We start from the raw sequence: 21,670 nt of genomic DNA, 5'->3' as shown, positions 1-21,670 counted from the left end.
ACGGACGCGGGCTTGAGGGGAATAAATGGCGGAGAGACAGGGATTCGAACCCTGGGTGGCATTGCTGCCACAATTGATTTCGAGTCAATCCCGTTCGGCCACTCCGGCATCTCTCCACGGGCACTCATATTGACCCAACCCTAGCCGGGAAATCAATGTAAATCTCGTTGCAGATCAGACGACTGGCGATAAAACCGCCATCCGGCGATCCCGCCCCTCCCAACGCCAGTGACTTTCACCCGGCAGCGCCTCCTCGCTCACTGTCTCCACCCTGTACCCGGTTCCCGGCGGGTGAATACGGCGAGCCTGATGGGCCAGTGACACCCTGTGACGCGCTCGCCACCGCCCTCCCGGCAGTCATGGTGCCGGACTGGTAATCCCCGCGGGATTCGTTGACAATCTCTGCTCATTTTTTGGAAGGGAACCCGTCCCTCGCCCCAGCCGATAGGAACAACCATGCTCAACACTCGTATCGTCTCACTGCTGCTGGCCGCCGCCAGCCTCTGGGCCGCACCTGTCTGGTCCAACACCTATCCCCTGCCGCCAGCGGACAGCCGTCTCATCGGCGCCCTGGAAGATTACATCGTACAGCCTGGCGATCATCTGGAACTGGTCGGCAAGCATACCCGGACAGGCTTTCTGGCACTGCTCGAAGCCAATCCCGGCGTAGACCCCTATCTGCCCACCCCGGGCACCCGGCTCACTCTGCCGACCCAGATGCTGCTGCCCGACGTGCCGCGAGAAGGCATCGTCATCAACCTGCCTGAACTTCGCCTCTACTACTTCCCCAAGGGCAAGCAGGAGGTGATGGTGCTGCCCATCGGGATCGGTGACATCGGCCGCGAGACGCCGGAGATGACCACCACCGTCATTGCGAAAAATCCCAACCCGACCTGGGTGCCCGGCCCCATGGTCCGCAAGTCCTGGCTGGAGCAGAAGGGGATCGATCTGCCCGCCGTGGTCCCCCCCGGCCCCGACAATCCCCTCGGCAAGTTCGCCATGCGTCTTGGCTATGGCAACAAGGACTACCTCATCCACGGCACCAACAAGGATTTCGGGGTCGGTCTGCGAGTCAGCGCGGGTTGTATCCGGCTGCGCCCGGATGACATCGAAACCCTGTTTGGTCTTGTTCCCGTCGGCACCCCGGTCCGGGTCATCAACCAGCCGGTCAAGATGGCGGTGGAACCCGACGGTCGTCGCTGGCTGGAGGTACACTCCCCCCTCTCCCGCACCGAAGCGGAGATGGCACAAGGGGCGCCGCTGGTGCTCTCCCCCGAAGCCGAGCAGTTCATCGCTGCCCCCGACATCGACAGTGCCCGGGTGACCGCCCTGCTCGAGCGCAAGAGCGGGCTGCCCAAACCCGTGAGCGGCTGAAGGCCTGACCACCATGAACAGAATCAGTCATGTGGTTTGCCTGTTGCTTCTGCTGCCTGGCTCCGCGGCGATGGCGGACATCCTCTGGATGCACAACGGCGATCGCCTGAGCGGGACCATAGAGGAGATCACGGACGAGCAGATCCGCATCAAGCCCGCCTACAGTCAGGCCATGACGGTCCCGCGCCGCGCCATCAAACGATGGCGTCTGGACAAGCAGGAAAAACCCAAGCCGCTCACCAAGACGGGGATCCCCCTGCTGGACTCTCCTGACGAGGCCAATGCCTGGCTGCTGACAGGGAACGGGGATCTCAACATCAAGCTCAAGGAGAACACCAAGAAGACCAACAACGTCAATCTCAAGGTCTCCACCGAGTTTGCCAATCTGGACTGGCGTTACAGCCTGGATGGCGAGTACATCTACGAAACGGCGAACAACATCACCGACAGCCACGAATACAAGCTCAAACCCAAGCTCGACTTCTTCTTCGACGATCACTGGTTCCTGCGCTCTTCCGTCGACATCGATTACAACATGATCGAGGCAGGCTATCTGGAGATTGACTATGCTTCCGGCCCCGGCTACCGCTTCTGGAATGACAGGCAACGCCGGCTGGAGCTCATTACCCAGCTCGGTCTGGAGCGGGCCTATTTCAGGCCGGAGGTGTGGAGCAATTCCGACCTGTTTGACGACAGGATCATCAATTACCCCTTCGTCAGCCTGGGTTGGGACTACCGGCAGCCCTGGACCCTCTGGGAAGAAAAATTCGAGCTGTTTGGCAAGGGCAGTTATGAAAAATTCGTCGATCAACCCTCCCCCTACCTGACCAGAAAACAGTCCGTCAGCGGCAGCCTGGGCCTCAGGTACTATTTCAACGATCACCTGCGCCTCTCCTGGTCAAGCGAACTGGATTGGGACGATGCCTGGCTCGACTACCACGGTCTGCAAAGGGATGTGAGCGAGAAAGAGTGGCGTCACCTCATCACCCTGGGAGCGAGTTTCTGACCCGCCAGAAACGGCACAGGCCCACCGAAGTGGGCCTGTGTTCATGGACGCAAGACGAGCGCGTCAGAAATAGATCCGGGTGACCGACTCGATGACGCAGCCGGGGCGACGGATCCCCTCGATCTCTATCTTGATCTCCTTGAGGAGCTCGATCCCCCCCTTGATGGGCGTGACACGCGACAGCTTGGTGCGGGCGCGGATGTTGCTGTCCACCTTGATAGGATAAGGGAAGCGGACCTGCTCCAAGCCGAAATTCACCACCATGCGAGCGGTCGGGAACTCCGGCGTGCTCTCGTCCACCGAACCGGTCAACTGGGGCAGCAGGGCCAGAGTCAGGAAGCCGTGGGCAATGGTGGTCTTGAAAGGAGACTCGGCTGCCGCACGCTCGGGATCGGTGTGGATCCACTGATGATCGCCGGTCACGGTCGCGAACTGGTTGATCAACGCCTGGGTGACCTGCAACCACTCACCCACATGGGTCTCTTCACCGATGCGGGTCTGCAACTCGGCATAGAGTGCCGCCGCTTCACCTTCGAGCTCCACCACGGGATCCTGCGCCAGGGCAGGCTGGCCATTCGCGACCTGGGTGACTCTGGCAGCCTCTTGCTGGCGGGCATCCTGGGACTCCCCCTGCAGATCCAGCACTCTTCCCAGCAAGGGATGAAGGTGTGCCTTTTGCTGAAACTCACGCCAGTAGTCGCGGATCGCCGGAGAGAGCCAATCCTTGAGCTCAAAGGGGTGTTGCGCCAGAATTTCGCGCTTGTGCTTCAGAAAATCGACAACTTTCATTTACCGATCCCTATTCGATTCAAAGCCTGTAAAGAGGTCTAACCAGTCCTATTTTATGAAAGTTTCATCAGCAAGTACAAAAAAATCTCGGCGTACACCTGTACCAGGCGCGAAAGTGGTCACTAACATGCGAGCAAACACGGGCAGGAAAACGATTGAATGGAAGGCTGCAAACGAATCAACATCTGATCCGAAAAAGAGACGGGGCCCGTGTCGCCACTGAGCCCCGTCCTCGATCATCTCCCCTGGGCGGTCCACCAGCTCTTGCGCTGCCCATCGTCCAGGAAACTCCAGGCGAGGATCCGGCTCACCTTATTGCCTTGCGCCATGTCGAGCACGCGAACCTCCCGCGCCCCCACCCGAGCCAGCGCCTTTCGTGCGGCAGGCAGATTTTCCTTTTTCGACACCAGCGAGCTGAACCAGAGGCATTGGCTGGCAAACTCCTTGCTCTGCTCTATCATGGCCGCCAGAAACGCCGCCTCGCCCCCCTCGCACCAGAGCTCAGCCTTCTGACCGCCGAAATTGAGCACGGGCGCCCCGGCCACTGCCTGGCCCTTGCCCAGGTTGCGCAGCTTGCGTTCCGTCCCCTTGCTCGCTTCCGCCAGAGAAGCATGAAACGGCGGGTTGCACAGAGTCAGGGCAAAGTGCTCCTTCGGCCCCAGGATCCCGTGAAAGACATGCTTGGGGTTACCCTGATGACGGCATGTGATCTGGTTGCCCAATCCATTGCTGGTGGCCAGCAGGGTTGCCGCCTTCACCGACACAGGATCGATGTCTGAGCCCACGAAGCGCCAGCCATACTCCCGGGCGCCCAGCAAGGGATAGATGCAGTTGGCCCCGACACCGACATCCAGCACTCGAACCTGCTTGCCCGTCGGTACGCATCCCGCGCTCTCGGCCAGCAGATCCGCGGCTCGATGCAGGTAGTCTACCCGGCCCGGAATGGGCGGGCAGAGATAGCCGGGGGGCAGATCCCAATGCGCAATGCCATAGTGCAGTGCCAGCAATGCCCGGTTGAGCGTCTTGACGGCGGCCGGATCGGCAAAGTCCAGGGTTCGGGTGCCGTGCTCGTTGGTGAACACGAAAGGCGTCAACGCCGGGGTACGCTGGCAGAGCGCGTCGAAGTCGTAGGGTGCCTGATGGCGATTGCGCGGGTGCAATCCGGTTTTCTGCTGGGGTGTCATGCTGGACCTGCCGAGGATCAAGGGGGCCACACTATAGAGAGTCGACCAGGGAAAGTCTAAACGAGGGTCATAAAAAAACCGGGCCCTGAGGGCCCGGTTCAAGTGAGGTTGGAAAAACAGTCCGTACTGCGAGCCGTTTGTCCAGCCTGACTCAGATGTCTATCCGGCGTGCCTGCCAGAATTTGCTGCGCCAGTAACTGCTGTCGAGCTTGGAGCGTGTCACCCCGGCGCGGGTGGAGGCATGGATGAATTCGCCATTGCCGACATAGATGCCCACGTGATTGAGGCGGCGGTTGATCTTGAAGAAGACCAGGTCTCCTTCGACCAGATCCTGTTTGGAAACCCGGGTGCCTTCATGGACCTGGGAGCGGGTATCACGGGGTAATTCGATGCCGACGGCATTGCGGAACACTTCACGGGCAAAGGCGGAGCAATCGATGCCTCGCTGGCTGCTGCCTCCCATCCGGTAAGGAACGCCGCGCCACTCTTTGTATACGGTCAGGATTTCGTTGACGTCAGGGGTTGGTGAAACTTCGGGTTCAATCACGGGTTCCATCATGGAAACCTCGATCTTGCTCGCGACCTCGGGTTGGGGTGCCGATGCACAACCCACCATTCCGAGCGCGACCAGCAGTAGCATCAGGTGGCGCAATCCTTTATCCCCGCAAAAAGAGTGAAACTTGTTAAAATGCAGCCCGAAAGGGCAATTTATAAGGCAACAGCACCCGACTATATCCAAGAATTCTATCGAGGCAAGCGAAAATCCCAATCGACCTCACATTTTTGCAAGGAAATGCTCTGTTTAGCGCAATTTATGTGATCATGCCCAAACAATATACAATCTTGAAAGCATCGGTTTTGAGCGCATCAAACGGACTGTTATCGCTATTTCACCCCCATTTTTAAGTGAAATATTATGCTATCTGCGGATCTCTATTTGTTAAATACGGCAAGCGTTGATGCAGACCTGGTGATCAGGCTGGCATCCGAACTCGCCCCGGATGAACGCCGTCACTGGCACGAGATCCACCAGGCGGGTCGCCAGCATGAGTACCTGCTCGGCCGGGTGCTGCTGCGCCGCCTGCTGGCCGAGCGACTCCACTGCCGGGCCGATGCCCTGACTTTTGGCATCGGTGCGCATGGCAAGCCGACACTGCTCAGTCATTGCTGGCAGTTCAACCTCAGCCACAGCGGAGAGTGGCTGGTGATCGCCCTCTGTGAGGAGGGCCCCCTCGGGGTGGATATCGAGATGGGCTTGCGTGACCGCCCCATACTGCCGTTGGCCAAACGCTTCTATGCGCCAAGCGAATACCAATGGTTGAGCGCCCAGCCCCTAGAGGAGCAACATTCGGCCTTCTATCGGCTATGGTCTCGCAAGGAAGCTGTGCTCAAGGCGCATGGCGACGGCATTGCCGCCGGACTCGACAAGATCAGCTTCCTTCCGGAGCAGGCATGGCAGCTCAATAATCACCTCGACAATCGCCACTATGAAATCCGTGACTGGCCCGCGGGCAGCGGATGGCTCAGCCTGGCTGCCCCGACCCGCCGGGTCGATGCCCATCTGCTGGATGCGCGCTTGAATTCCACCCCGCTGGACCCCATGTTGATCCACACCATTTTTCGAGAGTCAGCCTCATGATCGTCGACATCACTCCCCAGAACTTCCACGCAGAATTGCTCGATGCGTCCATGAAAAAGCCGGTCGTCATCTATTTCCACGCGCCCCAGATGCCGGAGTGCCAGGCCATGACCCCGCAAGTGGAAGCGCTGGTCGGCCCGGCCAATGCGGCGGTGACCCTTGCCAAAGTCGACATGAACGACCCCCAGTTGCAACCTCTGGCCAGCCAGCTTGCCCTGCGCGCACTGCCCGCGCTGGTGCTGTTCCATCAGGGGCGCCCGGATGAACAGGCCATTCTGGAAGGGCCGCAGGATGAAGCCACATTGCGCCAGTATTTCGCCGCCTTTGCCCCCAAAGAGGAGGAGTTGCTGCTCGATCAGGCAAAGCAGGCGCTGGAGAACGGGCAAGCCGATGTGGCGCACACCCATCTTGGCCAGGCCCATCGCCTCGCCCCCGAGCGTCACGACATCACGCTCTGGCTGATACAGGCCACGCTGGATCTCAATCTCCTTGACGAGGCGCAGAGCCTGCTTTCGACCATCCCCATGGTGGCACAGGATGATCATTACCAGACCCTGAGCTCCCGCCTCTCGCTGGCGCTGCAGGCCAGCGACAGTCCTGAGCTGCGCGCCCTGGAGCTGCGCCACGCTGAACAGCCGGATGACCATGCCCTCGCCCAGGAGCTGGCGGTGCTCTACAGCCAGGTTGGTCGACAGGAAGAGGCATTGGCCCTGTTGTTCACCATCCTCAAACGTGATCTCGCCTTTGGCGATGCCAAGAAGATCTATCTCGATGTGCTGGCAACCATGGGCGCGCACCCGGCGGCGCAGAGTTATCGTCGCAAGCTCTACAGCCTGCTCTATTGAGCGACAGGAAAATCAGAAGAGGGGATGCCGATTCGTCGGCATTGCCTTGTCAGGCGGGTTTCAGCGGGGAAACGCGGTAATTTGATGAATTTCAGGCAAAAAAAATGGCGCATTGAAATGCGCCATTTTTTCGCATGGATTACTTCTTGTAGGAAGTAGCCATGTTGTCGATGCGCTGGTTAGCACGCATAGCTTCTTGCTTGGCTTCTGCAACATCAGCAGCGATCTTGGACTGATCAGCACGAACAGCGCTAACATCTTGAGCCAGTTGGTCAACTTTGTTAGACAGATTCTGAACGGAAGTTTCCAGTTCGCTGGTGTTTGCACAACCGCCCAGCAGAGCGGACAGACCAACAACACCTACCAACAACATTTTTTTCATTTTTAAAAGCTCCCTTTAACTCGCCAGACGTTTAGCAAGCGGCGTGATTATGGCACAAAAAAATCATAGTTTGGATAGGCCTCATCACAGATAAATGCGTTAAAACCCTCATTTTTTTTTAGTTGCACACTTTACGTACAAACTTTAAGCAAAAATGAGTGTCCCTGGATGAGGTTCGCACAAAGCGTAACCAAAATTTGGGCTTATTACAATTTCGTATGAGGCTCAGGCTGAACGTTCTGACAGCAATTGACGATATTGCACCAGATCTTCGATGGTCAGGACCGGCATCCGGTGCTGGCGACCGAAGGCCACCAGGTCCGGCAACCTGGCCATGGAGCCATCTTCCTTGGTCAACTCGCACAAAACTCCGTAAGGTTTGAGCCCGGCGAGCTGCATCAGATCGACGGTCGCTTCGGTGTGACCACGGCGGGTCAGTACCCCACCCGTACGGGCGCGCAGCGGGAAGACATGGCCGGGTCGATGCAGATCGGAGGGCCGGGCTCCGTCGGCGATGGCCGCGCGGATGGTGGTGATGCGATCGGCAGCGGACACCCCGGTAGTCACCCCCTGCGCCGCTTCGATGGTCACGGTGAAGGCAGTCTGATAGTGGCTGGAGTTGGCCTCCACCATCATCGGTAGCTCGAGCTGGCGAACCCGCTCGTCGGTCAGACAGAGGCAGACGATGCCGGAGCACTCGCGGATCATCATGGCCATCTGCTCGTTGGTCATGGTTTCTGCGGCAAAGATGAGATCGCCTTCGTTCTCGCGATCTTCATCATCGGCCACCAGCACACCCTGACCGGCACGCAGGGCGGCCAGCGCGGCTTCGACGCGAGCAATGGGATCACCGAATTCACTGAGTAGAGACTGATTCATGGTAAGACTCCTAAAAAAGACAAGGACCAGAATCAGGGCATGGAAAGGCAGACAGAAGTAGCCATGCGGCAGCCAACCCGGCAGGGTCTGGACAGCAATATCTGTCTTATCCTCTTTCATCCGGACTATGACCGTCGGCTCCGGCATCTCACCGGATCTGCTGACCCCGTCCCGGATGAATGCCGGGTCGGGCGCTCGCGGGCTCCCCGAGTCACATCGGGATACCGCCGGTGGGGAATTTCGCCCCGCCCTGAGAATAAGCGCAGACAGCCTAAAGAAAAAAGACGCAGGATGCCAGCCAAAAACCCATCAAAGACAAACCGGGTGCTGGCTGCACGGCAATTTTCGCGCGAGCACCACCCGATACACGGCGCGCTGTCCTTTCTGATTTCGTTTGTGGCATAGTGCCAGCAAAAACGCGCGCGCCCGCGCAGACCGCGGTGCCAACATCACAAACGGAATCATGACAGAGATGGAAAAGAAAATACTGCTGACCGATTGCCCCGACGCCAAGGGTCTCATCGCCAAGATCACCAACATCTGCTACAAGCACCAGCTCAACATCAACAAGAACGACGAGTTCGTGGATCACGAAAACGGCCGCTTCTTCATGCGCACCGAGCTGGAAGGGCGCTTCAACGACGAGACCCTGCTGGCCGACCTCGATGATGCCCTGCCTGCCGGCGCCCAACGTCGCCTCGTCAAGGCGGGCAAGAAGCGCATCGTCATCCTGGTGACCAAGGAGACTCACTGCCTCGGCGACATCCTGATGAAAAACTATGCCGGCGCCCTGGACATGGACATCGTCGCTGTCATCGGCAACTACGACACCCTCGCCGAGCTGACCGGCAAGTTCGACATCCCCTTCCACTGCGTGAGCCACGAGGATCTCAGCCGCACCGAGCATGAGGAGCAAGTGCGCACGCTCATCGATGGCTACCAGCCGGATTACGTCATCCTGGCCAAATACATGCGTGTGCTGACCCCAAGCTTCGTGGAAGCCTATCCGCGCAAGATCATCAATATCCACCACTCCTTCCTGCCTGCCTTCATCGGCGCCCGCCCCTATCGTCAGGCCTTCGACCGCGGGGTCAAGCTGATTGGTGCCACCGCCCACTTCGTCACCGACGATCTGGATGAAGGCCCCATCGTCGAGCAGGACGTGATCCACGTCGATCACACCTTCAGTGCCGATGACATGGCCAAGGCCGGACGCGACGTGGAGAAATCCGTGCTGAGCCGGGCGCTGGAACTGGTGCTGAACGAGCGGGTCTTCGTCTACGGCAACAAGACCGTCGTGTTCAAATAAGCGGCTGCGCGCCCCCAGAAAAAAGGCTCCCGAGGGAGCCTTTTTCATTGCGCGGCACTCACGGGTGCAGCGGCAGACCATTGACGGTCACGGCCCCTTTGTCGAGCTTGAGCTCGGCCTGAAGCTGTGACTCCTGCGCCTTCAGATATCCCATGGCAGTGAATTGCTCCAGCATGGGGGCCAACTGGGGTACGGCCTGGCCCAGCTTCTCCCCAAGGTGGGCATGCAGCAGACCGGAGAGTGCCTGCATCCCCTCCTCGCTGCCCATCAACTGTGCCAGGGTGGTGGGCGCCAGCTTGGCCTCCCCTTGCAGGCTGACAAGCTCACCGTTCAATCGCGCACTCAGATCCGCCAGTTCCAGTGTGGCCCCTCTCTGGAGCATCTTGTCCAGCGCTTCCTGGATGGCCGCTTCGTCCACCCGTTTGCTGCTGGCCTCTTGCAGCGTCTGATACCCCTCGAGATCCAGCCCCTTGAGGGAGAGATCCAGATTTCCCTGGGTCAGCGCGAGCCGGTCTTCCTCGCTCTCCATGTTGAGGGTCGCCACCTTCATCTGATAGCGAGTGGAGAGCGTCTGAAGATCGTCCCCCGCCAGCTCGGTGGCCGTGGTCAGCCCCTCCAGCGTGATCTTGACGTTCCCCGGCTGGGTCAGGGAGAAGGCCGTGAGGGTCGCATCGCTGCGGGGAGAGAGCCAGAGCCCGCTGATCTCGGCCATGTCGGCACTGCCCTTGAGATCCGCCAAAGCCAGATCTGTCTTGCTCTGGGCATCGTGGACCGTCATCCCCAACCAGTGGGCGGTGAGATGGCCATTGCCGTCGAGATCCCCGCGATAGTCGCCGTTCAAGGGCAGGAAGGTGAACTCGTTGAGCCCCTCCTTGACCTTGAAGTCACTCACCCAGAAGCGGGAACTGTTGCTCATGGTCCAGAGGCTGCTCGCCGATTCGGCCCCCAGTTGCCACTGCTGCATCCCCAGAGAGGTCAGGATGGGCGCCAGCGTGCCCTGTGCGGTATCAAGCTGGAGGTGACTCTTGATATAGAGCGGCAACAGGCGGCTGTTGAACGCGAACTGCATCTCGATGGGTTCGCTTCCCGCCAGCTGGGGATCAAAACTCGCCAGCGTCTGGGGCGGCACCACCACCTTGAGCACGCCGTCGCGGGTAAACAGATTCTCCGTCTCCGGGCTCCAGGTGACTTCGATTCCGCTCTCCTGCTGCGCCCTGGCGATCTGCTCGGCCAGGATCCGGTCGAACGTATTGCCCGTGTACCAGCAGGCGCCAAGCCCTCCCACCACCAACACGGCTCCGACGGCCAAGGCCACTTTTTTCTTCATCAGTTCTGTTTCTCCACAATGGTTCAATGGCGGGTGCATGGGCGCACTCTACGGGGAGGATGGGCATCAACACAAGCCAGACAACGGCTTGGGTTCCACGCTCTGGCTGTCACAGCAGGGGGCTGAACAGGTAGAAGATGTTCTCAAGCAATTTTTTGTACCAGGGGCGGGCACGCCACCTGGTCAGTGACATGGGGGTCGCCTCCAGCATGTAGCCCTGCACCAGCTGGTTCATCTCGGCGACAAACACCGGGTTGTCGATGAGCAGGGTGATCTCGAAATTGAGCCAGAGACTGCGCCGGTCGAGGTTGACCGTGCCCACCAGGGCGAAATCATCGTCCACCAGCACGCTCTTGGTGTGCAGCAGTCCGGCATCATAGCGGTATATCTCCACTCCTGCCGCCAGCAGATCCTCCATGAAGGAGTTGCTGGCGTGGTTGGCCATCAGGGAGTCGTTGCGCGCAGGCAGAACTAACTGCACCAGCACGCCGCGGGCCGCCGCCGAAGAGAGGGCCGCAGCCAGCGGATCGTCCGGCACGAAATAGGGGGTGGTCAGCACCAGATGATGACGAGCCTGGTAGATGGCGAGCAGCAGGCTCTGCTGGATGCAGTCACCGCCGACGAAGGGGCCGGAGGGAATGAGCTGGGCCCGATAGTTGGTCTGTGGCCAGGCTTCCGGCTCATGTTGCAGACTGTCGAGCAGCCGTTCGCCGGTCTCCATCTCCCAGTCCCAGACGAAGGTGGACCACATCAACGGCACCACGGGGCCCTGCACCCGGATCATGATGTCGACCCATTGGCCGACCCCGGCATCCTGCTTGAAGAAACGGGGATCCACCATGTTCATGGAGCCGGTGTAACCAACCTTGTCATCGATCACCACCAGCTTGCGGTGCATGCGCAAGTCCTGACGCTGGAAGGGGATTCGCCAGGCGCCGACCGGCAACACTTCCACGACTTTGACACCAGCGGCACGCAAGGTTTTGGGCCAGGAGGAGCGGAAGAAGGTCTTGCTGCCGATGGAGTCGAGCAAGACACGACAATCCACGCCGCGTGCCGCCACCTCCATCAACGCCTCGCACACCTCGTCCACATCCCCGCCGGGGTGCCAGATGTAGAACTCCAGATAACAGGATTGGGAGGAGCCCCGGATGTCGCGCACTATCTCCTCTACGATGCTCTTGGGCTTGTGCAGCAGGGTCATCCGGTTGCCCGAGAGCATGGGCATGGCCAAGCGCCCCTGGATCAGATCGTGGAGCGGGCGTGCCTTGCTGCCCACCTCGCAGCAGTGCTGGGGGAAGAGGCGCGCGAGCTGGCGGATCCAGATGGCGTAAGGACGGTACATGGCCTGGGCCCGCTCCGCCCGCTTGCGACCGAGGCGTATCTCGCCAAACAGCACGTAGAAACCGACCCCGGCGAAGGGGATGGCATAGATGAGGGCCAACCAGGCGAGGGATACCCCGATGGGACGTCGCTTCATCACCACCCGCAGGGAGATCCCTGCCACGATCACGGTGTGAAACAACAGCAACAACCAGCCGAGAAAGCGGGAAAACAGCAACTGAATGTCGTATTCCAGACCGTCGAGCAAGGCAACTCCTTGGTGTATTGGACAGATGGCACGGGCAGACCCCACAGGGTCGGGATGGTATGCTACGGGGCACACCCATTCTATCAGGTCGTTAGCATGATCCTGCAATCTATGCTGCTGAGTCTGGCCATGCTAGGTCAAGGCTCATATGACATCAATGAGCAGCAGATAAATCAGTACCTGCAATCCCAGGTGCAAGTGGACAAACAGCTGGAATTGCCCGGCATCATCAAGGCCCATGTGCAACTCGAGCAGAGCGATGTGCAGATTGGTCGCCAGAGCCCGGATACCGCCAGGGTGTTTGGCAAAGGCAAGTTGAAAATCGCGCTCCCGGATCAGACCGAGTACGACGCGCGCCTCAACATGACCTATGAGGCGAGGCCCCGCTACGACAAGGCCAGGAGTGCGCTCTTCCTCGACAACATGAAGCTCATCGATTACAAGCTGGAGCCTGCTGCGGCGGAACAGAAGTTTGGTTTCATGCTGAGGATGCTGCTGCAGAGCATGGAGAAACGGCTGGAGACCCAGCCTGTCTACAAGCTGGATGACAAGGACCCCAATCAGGCCTGGCTCAAGGAAAATCTGCTGGGGCTGGAGCTGTCACCAGGCAAGATCCACCTGCTGACCAAACCCCAATAAGACGTCAGTTGAAAACAGGCGCCTTCGCCTGACGCACCAGCAGCTCGATCTGATAACCCTGTTCGTGCTGCTGGTGATAGTGGGAGTGAAGGGGTCCGTCGAGTTCATGCAGGGGAAGGTGGTCAAATCCCGCCTTGAGGTAGAAGGGTTTCTCGAACGGCAGGGCGTGACAGATCACGGGCTTGTCGGAAAGATCGCGGCAGGCATGCTGCAGCAGGCGGGACCCCAGCCCCAGAGACTGGTAGTGAGGGAGCAGACGAAAGCCGCACAAGTGGTAGTAATCCTGTTCATCGCGCAGGCGCACCGCCCCCACCAGCCAGTGTGCATCACGAACCACAAAAATCCGTTCTGCCAAATCCGGCACATAGTGGGAAAACGTCGTCTCGTAATAGTCTCTGATGAGGGAAAGATCCGCATCACAGTACTCTTCGAATCTGAGCTCCATCGCTCGCCTGCTTGTCATGCCCATTTCGCTCTGGCCATACCGGCCCCCTCCTGCTCGCTCTCTGGCTCCACGAAGAGATCTGACCAGAGTGGAGCAACAGCAAGATAACACGCCTTTAACTTACAAAAAAGCCAATAACTAGATGGAAAAGACGAGGTTGCGATCATGCGTCCCTTGACGCCATGAGCCGCGCCCCTTGTCCTGAGTGAGCACACAGGTGGGACGTCCCTCTGCCATCACATTTCCAGCCTCCCCTGTTCACGGGCACTTGTTCTGCGCCATCCCGAATGCTTTACTCAACGTGGCTAACGAGGCTTAAGGAGCAAGCCGTTGAAAGCATGGATGTTGCTGGGCATGATGCCGCTGTTTTCCCACGCAGCCCCGGCTCAGATACCGCCACCGGCAGAGGTGGTGATCCTGACCCCGGAGACGGCTGTCTCCTCCCCGGTTCCCACGCCGCGTACCGTGGCACTCACCACGGCGCCGCTCCCCTCCCCTGAACCCGCTAAGCCTGCAAGCCGTCAGATCCAGGTCTACAAGTCGGTACAAAAGAACGGGGTCATACGCTATTCCGACATGATGCCGGAGCAGGGTCACTACGAACTGCTGCTGTTCAACGACTGCTATGCCTGCGATCCGGCGTCCAAGGTCAACTGGCACACGACAGGCCTCTTCCTCTATGACTACGCCAGCACCATACAGGCGGCAGCCAAGGCTTATCAGGTCGAGCCTGCCCTCATCCGGGCGCTGATCCATGCCGAGTCCGCCTTCAATCCCCTGGCCGTCTCCCGCAAGGGCGCCATGGGACTGACCCAGCTGATGCCCGCCACGGCGCGCGAGCTCGGGGTCGGCAACGCCCTGCTGGCGGAGCAGAACATCTTTGGCGGGGTGAAATACCTGGCGGGTCTGCTCAAGCAGTATGACGGCAATGTGGCCCTGGCCACCGCCGCCTACAATGCAGGCGCCGGTGCGGTGCAAAAACACGGCGGCATACCGCCCTATGCCGAAACCCGGGCTTATGTGGAACGAGTCAAGCTGCTGCATCAGCGCTACAAAGAGATGCTGAGCGCCAAGGGGTTGTAGGACCGGTACGGTACAAGCACGGCGGCATCCCTCATTGGCCGAAACCCGGGCTTATGTGGAACGGGTCAAGCTGCTGTATCAGCGCTACAAGGAGATGCTGAGCGCCAAGGGGTTGTAGGACCGGTACGGTACAAGCACGGCGGCATCCCTCATTGGCCGAAACCCGGGCCTATGTGGAACGGGTCAAGCTGCTGCATCAGCGCTACAAAGAGATGCTGAGCGCCAAGGGACTGTGATCATGCCGCACCCTATCGTCAGCATGGCGCCCTGCCCGGTATTCCTTCAGACATAAAAAAACACGCCCGGGGGCGTGTCGATACCACACGTTAACTAGCAACACATCACTCTTTCGTGGCGATCACACGATAGGCCAATGCACCCAGAATGGCACCGACAATGGGGGCAACCCAGAACAGCCAGAGCTGGCCCACGGCCCAGTCACCGACAAAAAGCGCCACCCCAGTGCTGCGCGCCGGGTTGACCGAGGTGTTGGTCACCGGAATGCTGATGAGGTGAATGAGGGTCAGGCACAGACCGATGGCGATGGGAGCAAACCCGGCCGGCGCACGGCTGTCGGTGGCACCCATGATGACAAACAGGAAGAAACCGGTCATCACCACTTCACACACCAGCGCGGCCAGCAGGCTGTAACCACCGGGGGAATGCTCGCCATAGCCGTTGGAAGCAAAGCCGGCGCTCACATCAAAACCCGCCTGTCCGCTGGCAATGACATAGAGCACGCCACCTGCCACGATCCCGCCAAGCACCTGGGCCACGATGTAGGGCAGCACGTTGGAGGCCGGGAAGCGGCCACCGGCCCAGAGCCCGACGGTCACGGCCGGGTTAAGGTGGCAACCCGAGATATGACCGATGGCATAGGCCATGGTCAGCACGGTCAGACCAAACGCCAGGGCGACGCCCAGCAGGCCGATCCCCACATTGGGGAAGGCGGCAGCCAGCACGGCGCTCCCGCAGCCTCCCAGTACCAGCCAAAAGATTCCCATAAATTCAGCAGCAAAAGGTTTCACTCTTGTCTCTCCCATGATGATTAACACGAGAGCCAGAAAGGCTCATACGGACACTGTTATTGAACAGGCGCCATATTATGGGAGTGTGGCGGAGCAAGACGAAACCGACCCGGCTCATCGCGGATATGTGATGAAGGTCACAAGTTATTGATAAAGTAGAAAGATATTCACCCGCCCGGTACGCTTCTCCACGGGAGTCCCATCGAGGGACGCGACAGATTGTGACCCGACCAGCGATTCTGTCAGCAGCTCCGGCCCCCGGCGCTCCCCTGCCAACACCGATAGCCCTCCTCCAGGGATCAGCGATAACGGCCGCGCACCGATCCGCTGGCCCGCCCGGCCATGCGAATGAGGCTCTGGCGGGTATGGAAGTGGCAGAGCGCCACCCCGAGGGCATCCGCCGCATCCGCCTGGGGGGTGGCAGAGAGCTTGAGCAGGTGAGTCACCATGTGTTGCACCTGCTCCTTGGCGGCGCCACCGGTGCCCACCACCGCCTGCTTGATCTGGGTGGCCGAGTACTCGCTCACCGGCAGCAGGGCGTTGACCGCCGCGACGATGGCGCTGCCACGGGCCTGGCCGAGCTTCAGGGCAGAGTCCGCGTTGCGCGCCATGAAGACCCGCTCTATGGCGAACTCGTCCGGCTTGAACTGGGTAATGATCTCGCTCACCCCGTCATAGACCTGCTTCAGGCGAGACGGCAGCTCCCCCAGATCGGTGCGGATGCAGCCCGATCCCAGATATTCCGCCTTGCCCGCGACGATGCGAATGACCCCGTAACCGGTGATGCGCGAACCGGGATCAATCCCCAGAATGATGCTCATGAACGGAATACCCCGCCCACTGCGGTCAGCCATCTCATCTTCGACACCTTCTTCATTGCGATCTCTTGCCCTGCAGCTCTTGATGGCCGCCAAGATAACAAACCCGCCTTCGCTTGGCTCGCTCGCTGGCACCTTTCCCGGCTGACTGCGCAAGGAGCCACCATCTCATACAGTGCTCTGCCGATTCTCTGGCCAGTGATGCCTGCCGGTGTCACCCAGCCCCTTGCATTCGGGTCATCCCTTTGCCAGGGCGACGAGGCGCTCTGCCAGTCGATGGCTTTGCAGGTAGCTCTCGACCAGCGCCCCGTCTGTCCGCCCGGCGTCAATCTGCCCATACCAGTGCTCGAGCATGGCGACAAAGCCTCGGCTCGCCAGCACGGGCTGCCAGTCGCCCGGAGCCAGAGTCTGCACTGTGTTGTCTCGCGCAAGCAGGCCACGGGTGCAATTCTCGATATGCAGAGTGAGGTTGTCGCCATAGGCATCGATGCGCTCCTCGGTCATGCCGGCGCTGCGATTCATGCTGCCGCTCACCGCCATCTGCCCGCTCTGCCAGGCGATGCTCACCCCGGCCAGCAGTTCGGGCTGCTCACTGCTGCGTCGCAGCACCGTATGCAGCTCCCCATCCGGCTCGCCGCCATAACAGCAGAGGCTGTCGAGCACATGGATAAAGTCGTCGAACAAGAACTGACGAGGCGCCCCTGGCATGGCGTGCCTGTGCTTTTGCCAATGGAGCTCGGTCAGCGGCTGGCCGCGTGCGGCGGCCATGGCGGGCAGATAGCGACGGTTGAAGCCCACAAACAGCGGGCAGTCCCTGGCGATGGCGAGATTGGCGAGCGCCTCCACCTCTCCTGCGTTGTCACACAGCGGCTTGTCCACAAAGGTGGGAATGCCGGCACGCAGGCACAGCTCCGCCAGTTTGCCGTGCACGGCGGTGGCAGCGTGGATCATCACCGCATCAGGTCGGCTCGCCAGCAGCGCATCGACCTCGGTAAAACACTCGCCAATCCGGTACTGGCGCGCCAGTTTGCCGAGCACCGAGGGACTCCGGGTACAGAGCAGCGGGGTGACTCGCTCGTCGTTTGCCAGCAGCGGCAGATAGGCCTTCCGGGCGATATCGCCAAGGCCAATCAGGGCAATGCGCATGGGCACTCCTCTCAAGGGGATAACCAGATAACTGCCTGCACGATCTCAGGATTTCCCTCGCAGATCCAGCCTTGGCGCCATCTCGCTCCAGGCGCCTTCTGATGCAATGCGGCATCGCCCCGCGACACCCTGGCCACCTTCCTCCATCTAAGCGACCCCCGGCGGCGCGGCGCTTGAGCGGCAAACCGCGATAGCAAAACAGGCAGGGCGACAACTGTCGCCCTGCCTGTTACACCCGCACACACCGCCGCACTCGGGCGATTGGCGCTCTTCTCACGTCGAGTTACTCTGCCGATCCGGCCTGCTCTTTGGCATCCCACCACTTGCCAATCCTGGCGCCCAGCTCGGCGCAAAGCATGGCGCTGACCATGGCACCTATCATCCGGGTCATATCTGACATCTCTGTTGCAACCGGAAGCAGGAGCACGATCAGGTTAAAGGCGATGAGCCCCATCACCAGCCCGAGCCCGCTGCCTACCTTCTCTCTTCGGGATCGCGTTGTTATCGCCATCTGATTGCTCCTGACTTGAACGTTCCACGTGACTCGCCCTTGCCAACGTATCCAGCAAGATAACAAAGCCTTTCTTCATTTGGGACAGCCATCTTTGTGTACGAATTGTTCCATTGGAGGAACCATATCACCCACTCTGTTTCACTGATGCAAAAATCACCTGCTCAAGCAACACCCACGGTGTCGCCGCATTGTGAGAAAGGGCCTGTTGACAAAGGACCGATAGCCCCTCTTCCCCAACCCGCCTTATCAGGACTGCCATCTTTTGGAGAAAGCCCTCATCCAGCGCCCAGCACAATTCGTCATCCAGTATTTGCGATGGCATTTGTGAAACTCGGGGGATTAAAGAGAATGTCTTGGCATCGATGACGCCAATTCAGATGCGATCACACAGGCGGGGAGCTGGCGCGATACCGGACGTTGTTATGATGCGAGCATTCATCACTCAAAGGGATGGTTGATGACACCGTCGCTGGCCACAGTGCCAGGCAAACTGCTGACAATGCTCTTTGTCACCCACCACTCTGATGCCCTGGCGCCGAAACAGCGTCACTTGCTTGAGCCAGCGCACCTCGTCCACCCCCAGCCGCGTCAGGATGGGGGCAAGACAAACTGGGATATGGCCCCGTTTGTCCACTCGGATGGCGCGGCCTGTCCAGTCCACCAGCATCAGGTAATCCGCAAAGGTATATAGCAGGCTATCGGGTCGCGCTTCGTGCGCGAATGGCAACAGCAACGGCGGCAATGGGGCGGCGGACTGCTCGCCATCGAGACGCTGCTTGAGGCTGGTGTAATCGCTCTGCTCGGGCCGGTCGGACAATCCCGCTCGTATCGGATTGAGATCAACATAGGCCATGCAGGCCAGCAGGGCTGATTCGGTGAGCAAGGCCTGGCTCTTGAAGCGCCCTTCCCAGAAATGGCCCTTACAACCATCTTCCCGATTGGCCTGCCGAGCCAGGTTTTCGTTGAGCAACCGCACAAACCAGCTGATGGAATGTAACCGCTCCCGCCACTGCCCTATCAGTTGTTGCACCACGGCCAGTTCGGGCTCAATCAGGGATTCCCCCTGATACCAGCGTCGTACCAGCAGCGGCCACTGGAACAGCGCAGCCCAACGCTCGGCCACCTCCCGCTCGCTCCAATTGGCAGCGGTATCCGACTCGACCTTGAGCACCAGGTGATAGTGATTGCTCATCACCGCATAGGCACAAACAACGATGGCAAACAGTCGCGACAATTGGCCTAACTTGTCCACCACCCACTGGCGCCGATGCTCGTAACTCTGGCCGGTGTGGGCATCTTCCCCGCACAGAAACGCCCGCCGCACACAACGACTGACCACATGATAGTAAGGCGTATCCTGCAAACTGATTTGACGTGAACGGGCAATAGTCATGGCTCACCCCCTGGGCAGTGACACCTCAAGCCAAGTACAGGACTACGCCGCTGTCAAAAAGGTGGGTGTCCCAGATCCCCCGCCTCAAGCCAAGTACAGGGCTACGTCGCTGTCAAAAAGGTGGGTGTCCTAGATTTCCCGATTCGGTGAGCAGGGCCTGGCTCTTGAAGCGCCCTTCCCAAAAATGGCCCTTGCAACCATCTTCCCGATTGGCCTGCCGAGCCAGGTTTTCGTTGAGCAACCGCACAAACCAGCTGATGGAATGCAGGCGCTCCCGCCACTGTCCTATCAGTTGTTGCACCACAGCGAGTTCAGGCTCAATCAGGGATTCCCCCTGATACCAGCGTCGTACCAGCAGCGGCCACAGGAACAGCGCCGCCCAACGCTCGGCCACCTCTCGCTCGCTCCAATTGGCAGCGGTATCCGACTCGACCTTGAGCACCAGGTGATAGTGATTGCTCATCACCGCATAGGCACAAACACCGATGGCAAACAGTCGCGACAATTGGCCCAACTTGTCCACTACCCACTGGCGCCGATGCTCGTAACTCTGGCCGGAGTGGGCATCTTCCCCGCACAGAAACGCCCGCCGCACACAGCGACTGACCACATGATAGTAAGGCGTATCCTGCAAACTGATTTGACGTGAACGGGCAATGGTCATGGCTCACCCCCTGGCAGTGACACCTCAAGCCAAGTACAGGGCTACGTCGCTGTCAAAAAGGTGGGTGTCCCAGATTTTCTTTCCTGCAAACTGATTTGACGTGAACGGGCAATGGTCATGGCTCACCCCCCTGGGCAGTGACACCTCAAGCCAAGTACAGGGCTACGCCGCTGTCAAAAAGGTGGGTGTCTCAGATTTCCTTTGTGATCAGATCCCCACATCCTCAGTTAGTTCCATTCAAGCCGCATCGATTTGGGAAGCAACGCCTCAGATCACTGGTATCAACAGGTTAACTAGTGTACGCTTCTGATGTTTTCTAATGGCACTTTATGATTTTTTTTGTCAAAAAATGCCAATCAAAGGAATTTTCATATGTTCTTATCACTTTCCATGCAAAACTTTCGATCTTTTAAAGACGAAACCAAGCTTAATTTCAGTGTTACAACCCCTAAGTCGCACATGCCTAAATAACTGATCCCAATAGTGCTACACCTTCGCTGTGCCATAGCCATTCCCCGGGAAAGGAGACACGGTATCCATGAAGTGTTTCACTCGGGCCAGCAGGTTTGCCATCCCTCTGCATTGATGATTGCGCGTGATGGTTTCATGTAACTTGTGCCATAGCCGTTCTATGTGATTAACCCAAGGGCTGTAAACTGGCTGGAACACCAGGCAGAACTTGGGATTCTTCTTCAACCATCGCTCGGTCTGTTTGCTTTTGTGAATGATGTAGTTATCGAGGATCAACGTGATGGTTTTGGCTCGTCGGTAGTGGTGGCGCAGCTTTTCCAGCATGGCAATAAACAGCGATGAGTTTTTCTTGATCCCGCTGACGTAAAGTACCCTTCCGTTGCCTGCGTGGAGAACGCCTGCCAGATAATGCTTGGCATTCTGCCCCGGTGTGACAACCCGCTTTTGCTGCGCTCTGAACATCCAGTCGGCTCCTAATTTGGGATTGAGGTCTATATCGACTTCATCCTCATAAAACACCGGATTATCGGCATCACAGCGGGCCAGCGCGGCGTCGATATTCGCCATTTTTTCCTGATAGGCTGGGTCTTTTATCCGCAAGGTCGGCACGGGCCTGCGCCAGACAATGCCCATACGAGGTAACCATCGGCGGAGCGTGGAGGCTGCCACATTGAGCCCTGTTAACCGATTGATTTTTATAGCCAATAGTTCAGTACACCAACGGCTGCGCTGATAACCAAAATCTTGCGGAGAAAACTGCATGAGCAGCACCAGTAAGGTGACAATCTTGGCGATAGGTAAGACTGGGGCACGGCCAGCCGGTAAGGCTTCTAGCGCATCTATGCCTTCATCTCGATACCACCGAAGCCAACGACCGATGGTCGAGCGCGCAGCGCCGGTAAGGTGATGAACATCGGTGATCGTGCGTCCTTCATGTAACAGCAAGATGGCCATCAAGCGACGAGCATGTCCTTTATCACGGGTGGCATGGATGATTTTGTGAATGCGGCGCCGTTGTGGTCGTGGCAGAGGTGGTAGGATAGGCATCAACTCAGTCCTTTGGGTGTGGCTTGTTTTGTTTAGCGACTAATCAGATCGCACAAACTGGACTGAGTTCCCTTCCTCCGGTGATCTACTATTCGGA

21 protein-coding genes, 1 tRNA gene, 1 pseudogene and 1 riboswitch are annotated in these 21,670 nt (G+C 59.0%); of the genes and pseudogenes, 7 read left to right on the top strand and 16 right to left on the bottom strand.

Annotation, left to right across the window (positions count from 1 at the left end):
* Positions 1 to 26: 26 nt before the first annotated feature.
* Positions 27 to 116 (bottom strand) — tRNA-Ser (locus C2U30_RS21115).
* Positions 117 to 456: 340 nt separating this feature from the next.
* Here C2U30_RS21115 and C2U30_RS21110 point away from each other — a divergent pair.
* Together C2U30_RS21110 and C2U30_RS21105 are read left to right on the top strand one after the other, a co-directional pair.
* Complete coding sequence (locus C2U30_RS21110; RefSeq protein ID WP_042878776.1) at positions 457 to 1,374, top strand: L,D-transpeptidase family protein; 918 nt, start codon at positions 457 to 459, stop codon at positions 1,372 to 1,374.
* A 13-nt stretch (positions 1,375 to 1,387) separates the two neighbouring features.
* A complete protein-coding gene (locus tag C2U30_RS21105) occupies positions 1,388 to 2,380 on the top strand; it encodes a DUF481 domain-containing protein (RefSeq protein WP_103244468.1) in 993 nt (330 codons plus the stop codon).
* A gap of 63 nt (positions 2,381 to 2,443) precedes the next feature.
* Here the strand turns inward: C2U30_RS21105 and C2U30_RS21100 are convergent, their stop codons facing one another.
* The 3 genes from C2U30_RS21100 to C2U30_RS21090 form a co-directional block, all read right to left on the bottom strand.
* Positions 2,444 to 3,169, bottom strand: a complete 726-nt coding sequence (locus C2U30_RS21100; RefSeq protein ID WP_010673529.1) for a MaoC family dehydratase — start codon at positions 3,167 to 3,169, stop codon at positions 2,444 to 2,446.
* A 236-nt stretch (positions 3,170 to 3,405) separates the two neighbouring features.
* The gene (gene rlmF / locus C2U30_RS21095; RefSeq protein ID WP_041213322.1) at positions 3,406 to 4,353 is read right to left on the bottom strand and encodes a 23S rRNA (adenine(1618)-N(6))-methyltransferase RlmF; all 948 of its coding nucleotides are present in this window, start codon (positions 4,351 to 4,353) and stop codon (positions 3,406 to 3,408) included.
* A 151-nt stretch (positions 4,354 to 4,504) separates the two neighbouring features.
* Complete coding sequence (locus tag C2U30_RS21090) at positions 4,505 to 4,993, bottom strand: C40 family peptidase (protein WP_039039319.1); 489 nt, start codon at positions 4,991 to 4,993, stop codon at positions 4,505 to 4,507.
* A 276-nt stretch (positions 4,994 to 5,269) separates the two neighbouring features.
* Between C2U30_RS21090 and C2U30_RS21085 the strand changes: the two genes are divergently transcribed.
* Complete coding sequence (locus C2U30_RS21085; RefSeq protein ID WP_041213323.1) at positions 5,270 to 5,992, top strand: 4'-phosphopantetheinyl transferase family protein; 723 nt, start codon at positions 5,270 to 5,272, stop codon at positions 5,990 to 5,992.
* Complete coding sequence (locus C2U30_RS21080) at positions 5,989 to 6,837, top strand: tetratricopeptide repeat protein (protein ID WP_103244467.1); 849 nt, start codon at positions 5,989 to 5,991, stop codon at positions 6,835 to 6,837. The genes C2U30_RS21085 and C2U30_RS21080 overlap by 4 nt, the downstream gene beginning before the upstream one ends.
* 139 nt (positions 6,838 to 6,976) lie before the next feature.
* On the opposite strand, the gene C2U30_RS21075 is transcribed toward C2U30_RS21080, so the two are convergent.
* Both C2U30_RS21075 and ribB read right to left on the bottom strand, forming a co-directional pair.
* Positions 6,977 to 7,219, bottom strand: coding sequence for an Lpp/OprI family alanine-zipper lipoprotein (locus C2U30_RS21075; protein ID WP_010634682.1), 243 nt, complete (start codon positions 7,217 to 7,219; stop codon positions 6,977 to 6,979).
* A 225-nt stretch (positions 7,220 to 7,444) separates the two neighbouring features.
* Entirely contained in the window at positions 7,445 to 8,098 is a 654-nt protein-coding gene (gene ribB / locus C2U30_RS21070; protein ID WP_010673523.1) for a 3,4-dihydroxy-2-butanone-4-phosphate synthase, read from the bottom strand.
* 104 nt (positions 8,099 to 8,202) lie between these two features.
* Positions 8,203 to 8,360: riboswitch (FMN riboswitch) on the bottom strand.
* Between the two features lie 210 nt (positions 8,361 to 8,570).
* Between ribB and purU the strand changes: the two genes are divergently transcribed.
* Positions 8,571 to 9,407: a formyltetrahydrofolate deformylase gene (gene purU, locus C2U30_RS21065; protein WP_029313992.1), complete on the top strand. Its 837-nt coding sequence runs from the start codon at positions 8,571 to 8,573 to the stop codon at positions 9,405 to 9,407.
* A gap of 58 nt (positions 9,408 to 9,465) precedes the next feature.
* Here purU and C2U30_RS21060 read toward each other — a convergent pair whose 3' ends face one another.
* Positions 9,466 to 10,734, bottom strand: a complete 1,269-nt coding sequence (locus C2U30_RS21060; protein WP_103244466.1) for a DUF945 family protein — start codon at positions 10,732 to 10,734, stop codon at positions 9,466 to 9,468.
* A gap of 109 nt (positions 10,735 to 10,843) precedes the next feature.
* On the bottom strand, positions 10,844 to 12,325 hold the full coding sequence (gene cls / locus C2U30_RS21055; RefSeq protein ID WP_010673520.1) for a cardiolipin synthase: 1,482 nt from the start codon (positions 12,323 to 12,325) through the stop codon (positions 10,844 to 10,846).
* Between the two features lie 96 nt (positions 12,326 to 12,421).
* On the opposite strand from cls, the gene C2U30_RS21050 reads away from it, so the two are divergent.
* Positions 12,422 to 12,964: a DUF1439 domain-containing protein gene (locus C2U30_RS21050; protein ID WP_029313991.1), complete on the top strand. Its 543-nt coding sequence runs from the start codon at positions 12,422 to 12,424 to the stop codon at positions 12,962 to 12,964.
* A 4-nt stretch (positions 12,965 to 12,968) separates the two neighbouring features.
* Here the strand turns inward: C2U30_RS21050 and C2U30_RS21045 are convergent, their stop codons facing one another.
* Complete coding sequence (locus C2U30_RS21045) at positions 12,969 to 13,409, bottom strand: GNAT family N-acetyltransferase (RefSeq protein WP_223919618.1); 441 nt, start codon at positions 13,407 to 13,409, stop codon at positions 12,969 to 12,971.
* 342 nt (positions 13,410 to 13,751) lie between these two features.
* On the opposite strand from C2U30_RS21045, the gene C2U30_RS21040 reads away from it, so the two are divergent.
* Positions 13,752 to 14,492 carry a lytic transglycosylase domain-containing protein gene (locus C2U30_RS21040; RefSeq protein ID WP_042864220.1) on the top strand — a complete coding sequence of 247 codons (741 nt, stop codon included), beginning with the start codon at positions 13,752 to 13,754 and terminating at the stop codon, positions 14,490 to 14,492.
* 341 nt (positions 14,493 to 14,833) lie between these two features.
* Here C2U30_RS21040 and aqpZ read toward each other — a convergent pair whose 3' ends face one another.
* The 7 genes and pseudogenes from aqpZ to C2U30_RS20995 form a co-directional block, all read right to left on the bottom strand.
* On the bottom strand, positions 14,834 to 15,520 hold the full coding sequence (aqpZ, locus tag C2U30_RS21025) for an aquaporin Z (protein ID WP_103244465.1): 687 nt from the start codon (positions 15,518 to 15,520) through the stop codon (positions 14,834 to 14,836).
* A gap of 299 nt (positions 15,521 to 15,819) precedes the next feature.
* Positions 15,820 to 16,341 (bottom strand): crossover junction endodeoxyribonuclease RuvC, encoded by a 522-nt coding sequence (ruvC, locus tag C2U30_RS21020; protein ID WP_010673515.1) that lies wholly within the window; start codon positions 16,339 to 16,341, stop codon positions 15,820 to 15,822.
* Between the two features lie 234 nt (positions 16,342 to 16,575).
* Positions 16,576 to 17,484: a Gfo/Idh/MocA family protein gene (locus C2U30_RS21015; protein WP_103244464.1), complete on the bottom strand. Its 909-nt coding sequence runs from the start codon at positions 17,482 to 17,484 to the stop codon at positions 16,576 to 16,578.
* Positions 17,485 to 17,767: 283 nt separating this feature from the next.
* Entirely contained in the window at positions 17,768 to 17,995 is a 228-nt protein-coding gene (locus tag C2U30_RS21010; protein WP_103244463.1) for a hypothetical protein, read from the bottom strand.
* 445 nt (positions 17,996 to 18,440) lie between these two features.
* Entirely contained in the window at positions 18,441 to 19,391 is a 951-nt protein-coding gene (locus C2U30_RS21005) for a transposase (protein ID WP_039039311.1), read from the bottom strand.
* Positions 19,392 to 19,521: 130 nt separating this feature from the next.
* A pseudogene (locus C2U30_RS21000) lies at positions 19,522 to 20,055 on the bottom strand (alpha-amylase family glycosyl hydrolase); the annotation flags it as partial.
* Positions 20,056 to 20,541: 486 nt separating this feature from the next.
* A complete protein-coding gene (locus C2U30_RS20995; protein ID WP_001809438.1) occupies positions 20,542 to 21,573 on the bottom strand; it encodes an IS630-like element ISAhy2 family transposase in 1,032 nt (343 codons plus the stop codon).
* Positions 21,574 to 21,670: the final 97 nt, after the last annotated feature.

This window comes from Aeromonas sp. ASNIH5 (assembly GCF_002902865.1).
Classification (GTDB): Bacteria; Pseudomonadota; Gammaproteobacteria; order Enterobacterales; family Aeromonadaceae; genus Aeromonas; species Aeromonas caviae.
This window is presented reverse-complemented; position numbering and strand designations above follow the sequence as displayed.

Coding starts and splice junctions, on each gene's coding strand:
- C2U30_RS21110 (WP_042878776.1), top strand. CDS start 457: ATGCTCAACACTCGTATCGTCTCACTGCTGCTGGCCGCCGCCAGCCTC.
- C2U30_RS21105 (WP_103244468.1), top strand. CDS start 1,388: ATGAACAGAATCAGTCATGTGGTTTGCCTGTTGCTTCTGCTGCCTGGC.
- C2U30_RS21100 (WP_010673529.1), bottom strand. CDS start 3,169: ATGAAAGTTGTCGATTTTCTGAAGCACAAGCGCGAAATTCTGGCGCAA.
- rlmF (WP_041213322.1), bottom strand. CDS start 4,353: ATGACACCCCAGCAGAAAACCGGATTGCACCCGCGCAATCGCCATCAG.
- C2U30_RS21090 (WP_039039319.1), bottom strand. CDS start 4,993: ATGCTACTGCTGGTCGCGCTCGGAATGGTGGGTTGTGCATCGGCACCC.
- C2U30_RS21085 (WP_041213323.1), top strand. CDS start 5,270: ATGCTATCTGCGGATCTCTATTTGTTAAATACGGCAAGCGTTGATGCA.
- C2U30_RS21080 (WP_103244467.1), top strand. CDS start 5,989: ATGATCGTCGACATCACTCCCCAGAACTTCCACGCAGAATTGCTCGAT.
- C2U30_RS21075 (WP_010634682.1), bottom strand. CDS start 7,219: ATGAAAAAAATGTTGTTGGTAGGTGTTGTTGGTCTGTCCGCTCTGCTG.
- ribB (WP_010673523.1), bottom strand. CDS start 8,098: ATGAATCAGTCTCTACTCAGTGAATTCGGTGATCCCATTGCTCGCGTC.
- purU (WP_029313992.1), top strand. CDS start 8,571: ATGGAAAAGAAAATACTGCTGACCGATTGCCCCGACGCCAAGGGTCTC.
- C2U30_RS21060 (WP_103244466.1), bottom strand. CDS start 10,734: ATGAAGAAAAAAGTGGCCTTGGCCGTCGGAGCCGTGTTGGTGGTGGGA.
- C2U30_RS21050 (WP_029313991.1), top strand. CDS start 12,422: ATGATCCTGCAATCTATGCTGCTGAGTCTGGCCATGCTAGGTCAAGGC.
- C2U30_RS21045 (WP_223919618.1), bottom strand. CDS start 13,409: ATGGAGCTCAGATTCGAAGAGTACTGTGATGCGGATCTTTCCCTCATC.
- C2U30_RS21040 (WP_042864220.1), top strand. CDS start 13,752: ATGTTGCTGGGCATGATGCCGCTGTTTTCCCACGCAGCCCCGGCTCAG.
- ruvC (WP_010673515.1), bottom strand. CDS start 16,341: ATGAGCATCATTCTGGGGATTGATCCCGGTTCGCGCATCACCGGTTAC.
- C2U30_RS21015 (WP_103244464.1), bottom strand. CDS start 17,484: ATGCGCATTGCCCTGATTGGCCTTGGCGATATCGCCCGGAAGGCCTAT.
- C2U30_RS21010 (WP_103244463.1), bottom strand. CDS start 17,995: ATGGCGATAACAACGCGATCCCGAAGAGAGAAGGTAGGCAGCGGGCTC.
- C2U30_RS21005 (WP_039039311.1), bottom strand. CDS start 19,391: ATGACTATTGCCCGTTCACGTCAAATCAGTTTGCAGGATACGCCTTAC.
- C2U30_RS20995 (WP_001809438.1), bottom strand. CDS start 21,573: ATGCCTATCCTACCACCTCTGCCACGACCACAACGGCGCCGCATTCAC.